Annotated in this window: 13 protein-coding genes; 8 read left to right on the forward strand and 5 right to left on the reverse strand. The window is 63.4% G+C overall.

Annotation, left to right across the window (positions count from 1 at the left end):
- Positions 1 to 152 precede the first annotated feature (152 nt).
- The gene (locus A3AC_RS30330) at positions 153 to 389 is read right to left on the reverse strand and encodes a hypothetical protein (protein WP_156924576.1); all 237 of its coding nucleotides are present in this window, start codon (positions 387 to 389) and stop codon (positions 153 to 155) included.
- Between the two features lie 170 nt (positions 390 to 559).
- Positions 560 to 2,089, reverse strand: coding sequence for an MFS transporter (locus A3AC_RS29055; RefSeq protein ID WP_035474826.1), 1,530 nt, complete (start codon positions 2,087 to 2,089; stop codon positions 560 to 562).
- A 95-nt stretch (positions 2,090 to 2,184) separates the two neighbouring features.
- Here A3AC_RS29055 and A3AC_RS0105545 point away from each other — a divergent pair, with 95 nt between their 5' ends.
- From A3AC_RS0105545 to A3AC_RS0105580, 7 genes are all read left to right on the forward strand, one after another.
- Complete coding sequence (locus tag A3AC_RS0105545) at positions 2,185 to 3,072, forward strand: LysR family transcriptional regulator (RefSeq protein ID WP_025597807.1); 888 nt, start codon at positions 2,185 to 2,187, stop codon at positions 3,070 to 3,072.
- 422 nt (positions 3,073 to 3,494) lie between these two features.
- Positions 3,495 to 4,211: a c-type cytochrome gene (locus A3AC_RS0105555; protein WP_025597808.1), complete on the forward strand. Its 717-nt coding sequence runs from the start codon at positions 3,495 to 3,497 to the stop codon at positions 4,209 to 4,211.
- Positions 4,208 to 5,551, forward strand: a complete 1,344-nt coding sequence (locus tag A3AC_RS0105560) for a c-type cytochrome (protein ID WP_025597809.1) — start codon at positions 4,208 to 4,210, stop codon at positions 5,549 to 5,551. Before A3AC_RS0105555 ends, A3AC_RS0105560 begins: the two co-directional genes overlap by 4 nt.
- 52 nt (positions 5,552 to 5,603) lie before the next feature.
- The gene (locus A3AC_RS30620) at positions 5,604 to 5,780 is read left to right on the forward strand and encodes a hypothetical protein (protein WP_198017973.1); all 177 of its coding nucleotides are present in this window, start codon (positions 5,604 to 5,606) and stop codon (positions 5,778 to 5,780) included.
- A 10-nt stretch (positions 5,781 to 5,790) separates the two neighbouring features.
- Complete coding sequence (locus A3AC_RS0105570) at positions 5,791 to 6,372, forward strand: cytochrome c oxidase subunit II (RefSeq protein ID WP_025597810.1); 582 nt, start codon at positions 5,791 to 5,793, stop codon at positions 6,370 to 6,372.
- Complete coding sequence (locus A3AC_RS0105575) at positions 6,359 to 7,984, forward strand: b(o/a)3-type cytochrome-c oxidase subunit 1 (RefSeq protein WP_025597811.1); 1,626 nt, start codon at positions 6,359 to 6,361, stop codon at positions 7,982 to 7,984. Before A3AC_RS0105570 ends, A3AC_RS0105575 begins: the two co-directional genes overlap by 14 nt.
- Positions 7,981 to 8,790, forward strand: a complete 810-nt coding sequence (locus tag A3AC_RS0105580) for a c-type cytochrome (protein ID WP_025597812.1) — start codon at positions 7,981 to 7,983, stop codon at positions 8,788 to 8,790. The genes A3AC_RS0105575 and A3AC_RS0105580 overlap by 4 nt, the downstream gene beginning before the upstream one ends.
- Positions 8,791 to 8,941: 151 nt before the next feature.
- Here A3AC_RS0105580 and A3AC_RS0105585 read toward each other — a convergent pair whose 3' ends face one another.
- The gene (locus A3AC_RS0105585) at positions 8,942 to 10,603 is read right to left on the reverse strand and encodes a methyl-accepting chemotaxis protein (protein WP_025597813.1); all 1,662 of its coding nucleotides are present in this window, start codon (positions 10,601 to 10,603) and stop codon (positions 8,942 to 8,944) included.
- Positions 10,604 to 10,903: 300 nt separating this feature from the next.
- Between A3AC_RS0105585 and A3AC_RS0105590 the strand changes: the two genes are divergently transcribed.
- On the forward strand, positions 10,904 to 11,704 hold the full coding sequence (locus A3AC_RS0105590; RefSeq protein ID WP_025597814.1) for a bestrophin-like domain: 801 nt from the start codon (positions 10,904 to 10,906) through the stop codon (positions 11,702 to 11,704).
- Positions 11,705 to 11,782: 78 nt separating this feature from the next.
- On the opposite strand, the gene A3AC_RS0105595 is transcribed toward A3AC_RS0105590, so the two are convergent.
- Both A3AC_RS0105595 and A3AC_RS0105600 read right to left on the reverse strand, forming a co-directional pair.
- A complete protein-coding gene (locus A3AC_RS0105595; RefSeq protein WP_025597815.1) occupies positions 11,783 to 12,316 on the reverse strand; it encodes a single-stranded DNA-binding protein in 534 nt (177 codons plus the stop codon).
- Between the two features lie 175 nt (positions 12,317 to 12,491).
- Positions 12,492 to 13,679, reverse strand: coding sequence for an MFS transporter (locus A3AC_RS0105600; RefSeq protein WP_156924577.1), 1,188 nt, complete (start codon positions 13,677 to 13,679; stop codon positions 12,492 to 12,494).
- Positions 13,680 to 13,869: the final 190 nt, after the last annotated feature.

Raw genomic sequence — 13,869 nt, forward strand, 5'->3', positions numbered from 1 at the left:
TGGCAACGCTGGCAGGCTAGTCGATCGTGTGCGGCAATCCGTTCGTCGGCTCGGTCTTGCTCGACAAGCTCGCAGCGCTACGCGATGCCGGTGCGCACAGGAGTATTGGGCTAGTTGTGACCGACATCAGGACGATGCGCGCATCACGTGCATCAACGGCTGGCGATAAGCGAGAACGATTCGAACTGTCGCGCGGACCACTCTCGCTTGTTGTAGGAATCGTTGTTACAGACGTAGAACAGATTGACACGTTCGACGCGCGTTCCGGCGCCAAATATTTTCAATGTGAGCGCGCGGCGCGAGCAATAAATAACCGCCGGGTCCATAGCGAAAATCGGAGCGCTGCCCGCTTCTGAACCTAGCCAAGGTTCCGCTTGCGGCGCGTCCACGATAAAAGACCTAATTACTCAAAATGAATAATTCGGGAAAATCCGCGCACGATGCGATTACCGCGAGAAACCGCGTGCCATCGATGCTCGCTTGCACGACGTGCAGATAAAAGTCGCAAGACGCGACGCGCCGGCCGGACCGGCCCGGTTGACAATCGTCAAGCCGCATCTCAGTTTGCGGTCACGCGCGTGAGCTGAGTGCGTTTCGCGCGGGGGAAAATCCGCAATGCGATCGCCGCGCTCACGCTGGCCACCGTCCACACCATCGGCCATGAGCCGAGCGATAGCAGCGGCGGAATTGCAAGCGGCGTCAGAAAAAGCATGAGGAAAACGCAGGTATTGCCGATTGCGAGCGCAGTACCCGCGCGCTTCGTGCCGGCGAGCGTCGCAAGCTCGGTGAACGCGACGCCGTGCCATGCGGACGCGCTCACGCCGCCAAGCACGATCATTGCCGCAAGCATCAGCGTGGTTCCTGTGACCGTCAGGTGCTGCATGCTGGCGACGCCGGTCGCGAGCGCGAGGGCGGCGAACAGAACCGCCGTCAGCAGGCTGCAGCCGCGCATGTACGCGCGCCGATTGCCGCGCCGGTCCGTCCACCTGCCGCTCCAGACCCGCGCGATGGCGGCGCCGGCCTGTACTGCAGCCATTGCTACGCTAAGTGTCAGCACGTCGGCGTGACCGAAGTCATGCAAGAATACGGTTCCGAAGGTCACAACGGCAAGCTGCGGCACGCACAGCGCGCCAGCTCCCAGCGCGACGCGCCAGATGCCGATTTCGCGCAGCGGAGAGCGGATGAGTGCGTGTGTGCCGTTCGTGCTGTTCGTGCCCTGCATGTCACGAGCCGCGTCGGCCGCTCGCACGGCGTTTCCCCCGCGAAGCGTGCGAGCAGTCCGTGCTGCACACTCCATATCTACAACACACAAAGCATCCACGGCACGCTCCGCTCGCGCACCACTCACCGCATCTACGGCCCACTCCGCCCGCGCACCACCCACCGCATCGCCGCCCCAAGCCGCCTGCGCGCAATGTCCCTCACCTCCCCCGCCCAGGCGCGCCTCGCCATCTTCAGCCTGCGTAGGCTCGTGCAGCCATTGCCACGCAAATGACGCCGTTATCGCGCAAGCCAGCGCCAGCACCGCATACACGCTCACGAAGCCGAACCTCGCTGCGAGCACCGGCAACAGCAGCGCACCGAGTCCGCCGCCTGCGGGCACCGCCGTTTGACGAATGCTCATTGCCAGCCCGCGCTCTCCTTCGCGAAACCACGCCATCACCGCGCGACCGCTCGAGCCGTTGACACTGCCCCCAAGCAGGCCGACGAGCAGCAATCCAAGCGCAAGCGTCGAAACGCGAGGCACATGCGAGCCGGACGGCGCGACAAACACCGCGAGGCCGGCGAGCGCCGCTGCGGTCGAAAGAAGCCCCAACAGCAACACGCGACGATCGCCCCAGCGGTCCGTCAACAGTCCCCACGGCAGTTCGCTCACTGCGATGCCCAGACCGAGCATGCCGAGGACGAGCCCAAGGCCGTCGTTACCCAGGTGATAACCGGAGCGCAAATAGACAGCCGTCGTGGGAATGCCCGAAAACGCCGCGGAAAAACTCGCGTTCGCCGCGAATCCCACGCCGAGCACCTTCCATCTGTGGCTCTCCGGGCGGACCCCAGTTATGAGGCCGCTTGCCGCCAATCCGTCTGCCATGATTCCCTCCGCGATGATTTCGAAGGTATGCTACGGCGACGTGAGCCATCGGAAAAGCCGGAAAATCAGATCTTACCCATCGGGAGAACCGAAACATGGGCCAGCGCGGATTCGACCTTACCCAGCTGCGCACCTTCGTCGCCGTCGCCGACTCAGGCAGCGTTTCGGCGGGGGCGGAGCGCGTGTTCCTGTCGCAATCGTCGGTCAGTGAGCAGTTGAAAAAGCTCGAAGAGCGCGCCGGCCAGCCGCTCTTCGTGCGCAGCAAGCAGGGCGTGAGCGCGACGCCCGCCGGCAGCCGACTGCTCGAGCACGCGCGACGCATCATCGCGATGAACGAAGCGGCGTTCGAGGATCTGCAAGGCCGCACGCTCGACGGCGAACTGCGCATCGCGGTCACGGACTACTACCGCCCCCACGACGTCGCACGCATCCTCAAGACGTTCGCCGAGCAGCATCCGCGGCTGAAGTTGCATGTCACCGTGTTGCCGAGCGCCGTGATCGACAGCCAGGCCGGCGACGACGCCTCGTTCGACATCGGCCTTTCGTTGCGGCTAGTCGCCCGCAACCCGCGTGCGCCGGTCACGCGCGGCGGCGTCCAGGGCACCGTCGTCCGGCGCGAGAAACTCTTGTGGGCCAGCGCCGCCGACGCAAGCCCGCGACCGGCCGCGCCATATCAACTTGTCCTGTTGCCGTCGAGTTGTCAGTTGCAGCGCTTCGTCGTCAAGCTACTCGACGAAAACAGAGTGCCGTATGTGATATCCCACTCCGCCTCGGGCGTGGCCGGATTGCAACTGGCGCTGAAGGCCGGGCTCGGCATTTCGTGCCTGAACGAATCGTCGATTGGAGCGGGCGTAGTGGCCTGCCCACCCGGCATCGGTTTGCCCGCATTGCCGGCTGTCGAGTTTCATCTATTGCCTGGCCGGATTGGCGAGAGCGAGCGGGTAAGCAATGCACGCATAGCGTTGATGCGGCTCTTCAGTTAAGTACATCAAACGATCACATTCGCAGGTGAATGCCGATTGCAATGCAAAACGAATAGAGGTGTTGAAAGCGCCTTGAACGGCACCTATGATGGTCAGAGACGAATCAATGAACCCATTCAACGTGCCATAGGTCATCTTGCAGTCGGGCATCAATCAGGCAATGCATAAGCCGCCGCGGCGCGGCGCATTCATGGGCGTGATTGATTTCGATCAAGCAATTGTATTGCCATGGCGAATCAGCTCTTGCCATCCAGAATAAGCTTCCATTGCTGTCTGACGCGGTCTGTCTGAAGCTGCCGTAAAGAGAAAGTAGAGAAAGTGGTAGACCCGCTGTGCGTGGCATATCACGGCTGGATGGAAATCCAGCCGCGAATGCAGGTGAAGCAGAATCGATAAAAGAACGTTCCCCAGCGAGGCCCGACGTGCATCGTAGAGCTTTGGGATTTGCCGTTGTGTTCGTGCTTCACATGTTGTGGAGCGGCACCGCAATCGCGGCCGGTGCCGCGGCCGGCGCCATGCCTTCGGCCATGGACGAACGCGTGCGGGCCTGTACCTCTTGCCATGGCGTGCAAGGTCAAGGCCTCAACAACGATTATTTCCCGCGTATCGCGGGCAAGCCCGCCGAGTATCTGTTCAATCAGCTAAGCGCCTTTCGCGACGGCGGCCGCACCTATCCGCCAATGGGTTATCTCGTCGCCTTTCTGCCCGACGAGTATCTGCGCAAGATCAGCCAGTATTTCGCCGAGCTTCAGCCGCCCTATCCCAATGCCGACCAGTCCCACGTGACGCCAGCCGTGCTTGCCGCCGGTCAGCGGCTCGTGATGCAAGGCGACCCCGCGCGCAAGATTCCCGCGTGCATCGCGTGTCATGGCGAGCGCATGACCGGTCAGCAGCCGGGCATTCCTGGCCTGCTCGGTTTGCATGCGAGCTATATCGCCGGGCAAATGGGCACATGGCGCTCGGGCACCCGCCATGCGCTCGCGCCGGATTGCATGCGCTCCATTGCCGTGAAGCTGACCGACAAGGACATCACCGCCGTCTCCACGTGGCTTGCGCGGCAAGCGCGCCCAGCCGACCCGCGGCCCGCGCCGGCATCGGCGAAGCGGTTGCCTCTCGCATGCGGGAGCCAACCGCAATGAAATCGCTACTTCGTTCTCCTCGCCTGTTGATGCGCCGCCGTTTCTCGCTGTTAGTCGCCGTCGTGCTCGTAACCGGCAGCGCGATGCTTGTCCGCATGCATGTGCCATCGCCGCTCCTCGTCGCCGAAGCTCGCGCCGCGGAAAGCGCGCAGCCGGCCAAAGCCGGCACTTCTGCCGACACCCGCCCGGACATCGTCAAACGCGGCGAATACCTCGCGCGCGCGGGCGACTGCGTGGCGTGCCACACTGCACCGCGCGGCAGGCTGTTCGCGGGCGGCCTCGCGATGGAAACGCCGTTCGGCACGCTCTATTCGCCGAACATCACGCCGGACGCGCAATACGGCATCGGCACGTGGAGCAAGGAGGCCTTCTTCCGCATGATGCGCACCGGCATCACGCCCGAGGGCGCGCTGCTCTATCCCGCGATGCCGATCGCGCAGTACACCAAGGTCACGCGCGAGGACTCGGACGCGATCTTCGCCTATCTGAAATCCGTCGAGCCGGTGCGCGAGGCTAACCGCAAGCACACGCTGCGCTTTCCATATAACCAGCGCAAATTGCTATACGGGTGGCGCACGCTGTATTTCCGCGAGGGCGAATTCAAGCCCGACCCGACCCGTTCGGTCGAATGGAATCGCGGCGCGTATCTTGTCGAAGGGCTCGGTCACTGCACGATGTGCCACACCAAGATCAACATGCTCGGCGGCTCGTCGCAAAGCGAGCAGTTTGCCGGCGGGTTGATCCCGGTGCAGAACTGGTATGCGCCCTCGCTCACCTCGGACAAGGACGGCGGTCTCGGCGACTGGAGCATCAAGGACATCGTCGATCTGCTGCAAGCGGGCATTTCGGACCGCGGCGCGGTCTACGGCCCGATGGCCGAGGTCACGTACCACAGCCTGCAATACATGACCGACGAAGACGTCAAGGCAATGGCCGTGTACCTGAAGACGCTGCCTGACAATCGCGGACGCAAGTCGGGCCCGACTGCAGCGGCCGACACGAACCTGTTCGCGCTCGGCGAGAAGATCTACGGCGACAAGTGCGCGCTGTGTCACGGCGCGAAGGGCGAGGGTCAGTTGCAGCACTATCCGCCGCTCGCCGCCAACCAGTCGATCGAAATGGACTCCGCGGTCAACCCGATCCGCATCGTGCTGAACGGCGGTTTCCCGCCTGGCACGAAACGCAATCCGGAGCCTTATGGCATGCCGCCCTTCGCGCAGGAATTGAACGATACGGAAGCCGCCGCCGTAGTGACCTATATTCGTACCGCGTGGGGCAATCACGGCAAGCCAGTGACCGCGCGCGAGGTCAACGAACTGCGCAACGCGCCGCTGCATTAACGACACCGCCGCCGCCACTCGCCGCTGCATCGGAAACTGGAGAAGCCTTGACATGGAAGCGAACGATACGCGCACTGTGCGTCCATCCACGGATGAAGAAGTCGAACGTGTGGTGGCCGCGGGTCCGCACGGCGCCGTTGCCGTCGCGGGCGTGGCCACGCTGATCGTCATGGCGGTCTGGTTCGGCTTCTACTTCCTCGTGTTCCTGCCGCGCGGCGTCGTCCACTGATCCACTGATCATGTCCACCCATTCCCCCGACTCCCAACACCCGCCAGGCAGCGGCCACGCAGTCGCCGTCCGCGCCGAACGCCGCTGGGCGATTTTTGTCGGCGCGCTGATTCTGCTGATGCTCGCCGTGATCGTCTTCTCGGGACTGCACTGGGCGATGATGCCGCCGTCGCGTGTGGAAACCATCGACCCGTCGCGCCTGCAACTTTCGGGCGAATTCGTTGAAGACAATCTCGGCAGCGCGCTCGAGCCGGACGGCTCGGTGGTGGTGCGTTTCATCGCGCAGCAATACTCGTTCACGCCACAGTGCCTGCTCGTGCCCGCGGACACGCCCATCAAGATTCGCGCGACGAGCGCGGACGTCGTGCACGGCCTGCTGATCACCGACACGAACGTCAACACCATGGTCGTGCCCGGCTACGTCGCGACGCTCGACACGCGCTTCGACGCGCCCGCCGATCACACCATGCCCTGTCACGAGTTCTGCGGCTTCGGCCATCAGGCGATGTGGGCGCATGTGAAGGTGATCGACAAGGCGGCCTTCTTCGAACAGGCCCGACAATCACGGAGGCTGAGCTGTGTTTCACGCTAAGCGACTCGTTCTCGCGCATTTCTGGCTCGCCTTCATCGCGTTCATCATTGCGCTCTTTCTCGGCGCGTGGCAGATGCTGGTGCGCAGTCCCCTCGCCCCGTGGATCGGCGACCCTGAGCTCTACTACCGCTCCGTGACCGCGCACGGCTCGGTCATGGCATACGTGCTGCCGACTCTGGTTTCGATGGGCTTCGGTTATGCCATCGTCGAGCTCGCACTCGGGCAGCGCCTCGCTGGCCTCAAATGGGCGTGGGCCGCGTTCATCATGCTGGCGGTCGGCGCGGTGATGGCAATGGTGCCCGTTGCGCTCGGCAAGGCCTCGGTGCTCTACACCTTCTATCCGCCGATGATTGGCAGTCCGTTCTATTATCTCGGCGTCGTGCTGGTCGTGGTCGGTTCCTGGATCTGGGTCGCGCTGATGCACGTGAACCTGCGGGTCTGGAGGCGCGCGAATCCCGGCAAGCCTGTGCCGCTCGCAATGTTCGCGAATGTCGCCGGTGCGTATCTGTGGGCCTGGACCGCCGTCGGCGCCGCAGTCGAAATTCTGTTCCAGATCCTGCCGGTGGCGTTCGGTATCACGAATACGATCGACGCCGGCCTGTCACGCGTCCTGTTCTCGTGGACGCTTCACGCAATCGTCTACTTCTGGCTGATTCCCGCGTATATCGCGTACTACACGCTCGTGCCGCGTGCAATCGATGGGCGGCTTTACAGCGATTCGATGGCGCGCGTGTCGTTCATTCTCTTTCTCGTTTTCGCGATGCCGATCGGCATTCACCATCTGTTCGCGGATCCGCAGGTCGGCTCGGGCTTCAAGTTCCTGCACGCGGTTTTCACTGGAATGGTTTCCGTGCCCACGCTGCTGACAGTGTTCACGATCTGTGCGTCGGTGGAAATTGCCGGACGGCTGCGCGGCGGCAAGGGCGCGTTCGGCTGGCTCACGGCCTTGCCGTGGCAGAACCCGATGATGCTGGTGGTCGCGTTTTCGTTCGTCATGCTCGGACTCGGCGGCGCCGGCGGCCTGATCAACATGAGCTATCAGCTGAACACCACGGTGCACAACACGCAGTGGGTCACCGGGCATTTCCACCTGATTTTCGGCGGCGCGATCGTCATCATGTACTTCGCGATTGCTTATGAACTGTGGCCGCAACTGACGGGCCGCGCGATCGTCTCGCTGAAACTCGTGCGCACCCAGTTGTGGCTGTGGTTCATCGGCATGCTCGTGGTGACGCTGCCGTGGCATTACGTCGGCCTGCTCGGCGCGCCGCGTCGCATGGCTTACTACGACTATCAGATGCCGGGCCTCGAGGCGCAGGCGTTCTGGGTCGGCATGTCGGCGGTGGGCGGCCTGGTGCTCGCCGTATCGGGCGCGCTCTTCATCTACATTCTCGCGAAGTCGCAATTCGGCCCCGCGGTTCCGCAACAGGGCTTCCGTTTTGCGAGCGCGGTGCATCCGGTCGAGCGCGTGCCGGCCGCGCTCAATACCTTCGGCTTATGGGTGGCGTTGATGATCGGTCTCACCGTCGTCAACTACAGCGTGCCGATCGTTCAATTGCTGAAACTGCCGCAGACGTCCGTGCCGGCGGTCGTCGTTGGAGCACAGCGATGAATCAGGAACGCGTCTTCAGCTTGCGCAATCCGTGGTTCACGGTGAGTATCGGCGGCACGCTCGCAATTGCCGTCGTTTCGATACTGATCGGCTTCGTCTGGCTGCCTTCCGCCAACAGCGCATTTGCGAACCGTGGCTTGTGGGCGACCATCTGCGGCGCGGCGGGCGTGCCGTCGAGCTGGTATAGCGGCGCGAATATCAGCGGCCCGGCGCCGAGCGACGTGGTCGTGTTGCCACCGCTGCGGCGCATGCGAGCCGATGCCAATTCAATCGGCCGCGGCGCGACGATCGCCACGCAGAATTGCTCGATGTGCCACGGCGTGCTCGGCACGGTGCAAGTCACCGCGCCCGCACTAGCCGGTCAATACGCGGACGTGGTCTACAAGGAACTGCGCGATTATCAGCAAGGCGTGCGGCAAAACTCGATCATGCAGCCCATTGTCGCGGCTCGCAGCGATCAGGACCTGCACGATCTCGCGGCTTACTATGCGTCGCTGCCGCGCGGTCCGGCGGCCGAAGTCGCGCCCACCGGCAGCACGCCCGATGCGACCGCCGTGCGCCTCGCGATGCAGGGCGATCCCCAGCGCAACATCGCGCCGTGCGCCGCGTGCCACGGGCAGCTCGATCGCAAAGGTTCCGCGCCGTGGCTCGGCGGACAGTCGTCGATTTATCTTGCTGCGCAAATGCGGGCGTTTGCTTCAGGCACGCGTCACAACGACATCAACGAGCAGATGCGTAATGTCACGCGGAAGATGACGTCAGCGGAGATTGACAGCCTCGCGAAGTATTACGCGACTATGCAGTAGAGCGGCGCGGGTACAGCGAGTTGGTTTGTTGCGGCACCTTCTGGACGCCGCGTTGCCTGATGAGCGGCGCCATTGAGCAAGGGGCACGCGGCCATGTGAGGTGACGCGCCCCACGCCCTGCGAAACACGCGCGAAACCGGGCGCGAAAACCTCAAGCGGTAGCGAACTGATCTGCCGTGTTCGCCACAGACGTTTCCGCAACACCATCAACGTTACGGCCGCGTGAGCCCGCAAGGCCGTGCGACGACGATGAACCGCCGTCTGTCCGGAACACCGCCACCGCCGAGCTGAGCCTTCTCGCCTGCTCCTCCAGCGAACCGGCGGCCGCCGCGGCTTGCTCGACAAGCGCGGCGTTCTGCTGCGTGACCTCATCCATTTGCGCGACAGCGAGATTCACCTGATCGATGCCGGTGCTCTGCTCATTCGCCGCCGCCGCGATCTCGCCCATGATCGAGCTGACGCGCGAAATGGCCTGCACGATCTCGCTCATCGTCGAGCCCGAGCGCTCGACCAGTTGCGAGCCGTTTTCTACCCGCGTGGTCGATGCGTCGATCAGCGTTTTGATCTCCTTGGCTGCCGCAGCGCTTCGCTGTGCCAATGAACGCACTTCGCTCGCGACTACCGCAAAACCGCGGCCCTGCTCACCGGCGCGCGCCGCCTCGACCGCCGCGTTCAGCGCAAGAATGTTGGTCTGGAAAGCGATTCCTTCGATCACGCCGACAATGTCGGCAATACGCCGCGAGTCGTCGACGATCTCGTGCATCGTGCCCACCACTTTCTCCGTCAGCTCGCCGCCCTGCGCCGCAAGCGTCGACGCGCCCTGCGCGAGCGAGCTCGCCTCCTTCGCGTTGTCGGCGGTCTGCTTGACTGTCGAAGTGAGTTCCTCGATGCTCGCGGCCGTTTGTTCCAGCGACGCAGCCTGTTCCTCTGTACGTTGCGACAGATCCGCATTGCCGGCGGCGATTTCGCTCACGCCGCTATCGATAGATTCCGTGCCTTGACGCACCGAGTTCACTGTCGCGATCAGCGACTCCTGCATCTTGCGCAGCGCGGCGGCGAGGCGTCCCATTTCGTTATTGCTCGTCACGACGATGCGGCCCGTCAGGTCGCCGTTGGCAATCCGCTGGAACTGCGCGATGGTGGCATCCACCGGACTCACGATTGCGCGCACGAGCACCGCGCGGCCGATCAGCGACCCAACCAGCGAGACGACGATGCCAATCGCCACCGACACGCAAATCGCGTAGAACAGGTCTTGCGCGCTCTGATAGCGCTGCGCACCGTGATCGAGTTGCAACTGCTCGAGCGCGAGCATCGCTTTTTCGTACGCGCTGTAGAGCGACGGCAGCTTGCGCGCCTGCAATTGCTGGAACGTGGGGCGGTCACCCGCCTTCAGCGCGGCTAAGGCCGGTTCGACGCCTTCGTGCAGGAACGTGTCACGCTTCACCTGCATGTCCTTGATCAGGCGCTGCTCGTCCTCGGCGGCGCTGGCGCGGCTCAGATAGTGGGCGAGCCGCTCGTCGGAGCCTTTCTGATATTGACCGAAACGCTTGAGCACCGCATTGGCGCCGTCCTGATCGTTCAGGTCCACCAGCGACGCGTAAGTGGCCAGCGCGAGGCGCAGCCGCAACAACTGGCCGGCGCTGCCTTCCAGATCGGCGACGGCGGGGGTATCGACGGTGTACATCTGCTGCAGCGACGCGTTGCTCGAGCGCAGCGACAACAGCCCGGCCGCAGCGCCCAGCAGCAACGCGACGGCAAAGAACGCGATCATCAAGGTAAGGCAACTGCGAATCGACAGATTTTTCAGCATCGGGCTAGTCTCCATATGGGCTGCCTGACCGAATACTCAGTGAAATGTGCCCGGCCACGCATGCTGCGCCCAAGCCCTTTTGGCATGGTTCGCAACTTTTTGTCAGAATTTAAGCGAATGCCACAGATAGGGACTACGGCTGAATATCTGAAAACTTTATGGTGAGGGCGCAAGCGTTTGCATCACGTCAAATGACGGGGACAGCGAACGGCCAGGAGCGCGACGACGGCGTGGGTTCGTGACTTGCGTCGTCGTGTCCGCGTGGCGGCAATCGACGCGAGCATCAATGGGAGCATTTCTATGTCGGAAATAGGCTCGGCTCTGCTGGTTTTCGTTCTGCTGCTCGCGGCCACGGGGATCGGCGTGTGGGTGCGACCATTGCTGCCCGAGGAACACAAGGCGCACGAAACGGTGCAGCTCGTGCAACTGGTGATCGGCATGCTGGTGACGTTCGCCGCGCTGGTGCTGGGTCTGATGACGGCGTCGGCGAAATCGAGCTTCGACACGGCGGCCAACGATCTGCGCACTTATGCCGCCGACATCATCGAGCTCGACATGACGTTGCGGGACTACGGCAGCGATACGGACGCGGCGCGGAAGCTGTTGCGCGTCTACACGGCGGCGGCCATTGCATCGACTTGGCCGCGCGAGCCGGCTCCGGCCGGGGACTATCCGCGAAACCTGGGCTCGCCCGACAACTCGCAGAAGCTGGAAAACGTGCGGCTCGGCGAATTGCTGACGTCGGTGGGCCGGCAATTGCGGCAGCTGCGCGCGCATGATCCGCTGCAACAGCGCGCGCTCGACGACGGTCTGACCGAGTTTCGCCGCGTGGTGGACGCGCGCTGGAAAATCATCGAGGAAGCGCACAGCTCGATTTCGCAGCCGTTCTTCAAGACGCTGACGTTCTGGCTTTGCGTGATTTTTCTGAGCTTCGGGCTGATCGCGCCGCGCAATGCGCTGGCACTCGTGACGATTACGCTTGGCGCGGTGTCGATTGCGTCAGCGATTTATGTGATTGTGGATCTGGATACGCCGCTGACCGGGCCGATCATGATTTCGAGTTCGCCGATGCGGGACGCGCTGGTGCATTTGGAGCGGTAAGGGCGCGCGGGGGGGCATGAAAAAAACCCCGCTGGGTGAGCGGGGTCTTTTGGGGCGTTTGGCGCGAGGGGTTGGTTTTCAGAACGGAATATCGTCATCCATCTCATCAAACCCACCGCCGGCCGGCGCGCTCGGACGGCTGGAACCACCACCGCCACCACCGCCGCTGCCGCCACGCGAACCGCCGCCCGAGACCGCACGGCCGCCACCGCCGCCGCTGCGCTCGGAAGGCTCGCCGCGGCTGTAGCCGCCTTCGTCGCCGCCGCCCATCGAGCCGCCACGGCCACCCAGCATTTGCATCTGCTCGGCGACGATTTCGGTCGAGTAACGGTCGGTGCCGTCCTGCGCCTGCCACTTACGGGTGCGAATGCGCCCTTCCAGATAGACCGACGAGCCTTTCTTCAGATATTCGGACACGATTTCCGCGAGGCGGCCGAAGAACGACACGCGGTGCCATTCAGTGGCCTCCTTCATTTCGCCGGACGCCTTGTCCTTGTACCGATCCGTCGTGGCAAGGCGGATGTTCGCCACTGCGTCGCCGCTCGGAAGATAACGGACTTCCGGATCGGCTCCGAGATTGCCGACGAGAATGACCTTGTTCACGGATGCCATGAGTTTCTCCTGTTGATTCCATTGCGGGCGGCACGGCGATTCGCGGTTTCCGTCTCATGGCCTGCGGGCCGAGACTGGAAGTGCGCCTCTGCCCGCCGCCGGGTGAGTTCTGGGTGATGCCGGGATACGCACCTGGTGCGGTCTCGAGTAGCTGATTCCGCCGCGAAAAATCCTGTCATGCCTTGCGCGGCGGCTGTTTCATCTTTGCGGCGATTATAAGCCAGCAAAACACGAGCCCCGAACAAGTGAAGAACACCGCGCTCTGACCATCCACTTTGAGCAGCCAGCCGCCGATCATGCCGCCCAGCGCCAGACCGATGGACTGCGTGGTGTTGTACACGCCGGCCGCCGCGCCCTTTCGGGTGCCCGGCGCCAGTTTCGACACCAACGAAGGCTGCGACGCCTCGAGAATATTGAAGCCGAGAAAGTACACAAAAAGGATGGCCGCCACACTCAGAATCGTATGCGGAGCGACGCCCAATAACAACTGTCCGAAAAGGATAAGAGCAATGGCGGAAAGCAGGACCGTTTTCATCTGTCCACGCCTTTCCGCGGCGATGATCGCGGGCACCATCATCACGAACGAAAGCCCCATGACGGGCAAATACACCTTCCAATGTGATGCGACCGGCAGGCCGCCCGCCTCCAGAATGCGCGGCACCACGAGGAACAACGCCGTTTGCGTGGCGTGCAGCACGAGCACGCCGAAATTGAGCCGCAGCAACTCGACGTTGTGCAGCACTTCGGCGAACGGCGCGCGCACGTGCACGGGCTTCGGCGCATCCGGCACGACCCACAGCACCACGCCCACCGCCAGAATCGAGAACACACCGACCAGCGTGAACAGCCCGCTCATGCCGACCCAATGAAAAACGATCGGCGCGCCGACAATCGCGACCGCGAACGAGATGCCGATGCTGCCGCCCACCATCGCCATCGCCTTGGTGCGGTGCTCCTCGGCGGTGAGGTCGGCAATGAATGCGATAACCGCGGACGACACCGCGCCCATGCCCTGGATCACCCGGCCCACGATGATCCACGTCATGTCGTGCGCGCCCGCCGCGACAAAGCTGCCGAGCGCGAAGATGAGAAGCCCCGTTGCGATGACCGGTTTTCGACCCACCTTGTCGGAAATCCAGCCGTAAAAAATGTAGAGCATCGACTGCGTGACGCCATACGCGCCGAGCGCAATGCCGACGAGCAGCACGTTTTCGCCGCCGGGAATCGTCTTCGCGTAGATGGAGAACACCGGCATGATCATGAAGAGACCGAGCATGCGCAGCGCGAAGATGGCGGCAAGCGACACGGTCGCGCGCAGCTCAGGCGCGCTCATGCGTGAAGATGTGGCGGACGGATTGGACATCGGAAGCGTTATTTGAATGAGCTGGTGGCGCACCGGGCACGCCACGACCGGACGGCTTTGCACGTGAAGGCCGCTCGGCACGCGGCGCGGCCTTGCGGCAAGCTGACGGCCTAGCGGCGCTTCCGTTGCTACGTTGCAAGTGCCTCACAGCAGGAGCGCCTGCCCCTCGCGCGGTTCACGGCGCCTTGTA

Source organism: Burkholderia sp. WSM2230, from assembly GCF_000472445.1.
In the GTDB taxonomy this organism is placed as follows: domain Bacteria; phylum Pseudomonadota; class Gammaproteobacteria; order Burkholderiales; family Burkholderiaceae; genus Paraburkholderia.

Excerpts from the sequence above, each read along its gene's own strand:
- A3AC_RS0105585 (WP_025597813.1), bottom strand. The coding sequence starts at position 10,603 with ATGCTGAAAAATCTGTCGATTCGCAGTTGCCTTACCTTGATGATCGCG.
- A3AC_RS0105545 (WP_025597807.1), top strand. The coding sequence starts at position 2,185 with ATGGGCCAGCGCGGATTCGACCTTACCCAGCTGCGCACCTTCGTCGCC.
- A3AC_RS0105600 (WP_156924577.1), bottom strand. The coding sequence starts at position 13,679 with ATGTCCAATCCGTCCGCCACATCTTCACGCATGAGCGCGCCTGAGCTG.
- A3AC_RS30620 (WP_198017973.1), top strand. The coding sequence starts at position 5,604 with ATGGAAGCGAACGATACGCGCACTGTGCGTCCATCCACGGATGAAGAA.
- A3AC_RS0105590 (WP_025597814.1), top strand. The coding sequence starts at position 10,904 with ATGTCGGAAATAGGCTCGGCTCTGCTGGTTTTCGTTCTGCTGCTCGCG.
- A3AC_RS0105595 (WP_025597815.1), bottom strand. The coding sequence starts at position 12,316 with ATGGCATCCGTGAACAAGGTCATTCTCGTCGGCAATCTCGGAGCCGAT.
- A3AC_RS0105580 (WP_025597812.1), top strand. The coding sequence starts at position 7,981 with ATGAATCAGGAACGCGTCTTCAGCTTGCGCAATCCGTGGTTCACGGTG.
- A3AC_RS29055 (WP_035474826.1), bottom strand. The coding sequence starts at position 2,089 with ATGGCAGACGGATTGGCGGCAAGCGGCCTCATAACTGGGGTCCGCCCG.
- A3AC_RS0105570 (WP_025597810.1), top strand. The coding sequence starts at position 5,791 with ATGTCCACCCATTCCCCCGACTCCCAACACCCGCCAGGCAGCGGCCAC.
- A3AC_RS0105560 (WP_025597809.1), top strand. The coding sequence starts at position 4,208 with ATGAAATCGCTACTTCGTTCTCCTCGCCTGTTGATGCGCCGCCGTTTC.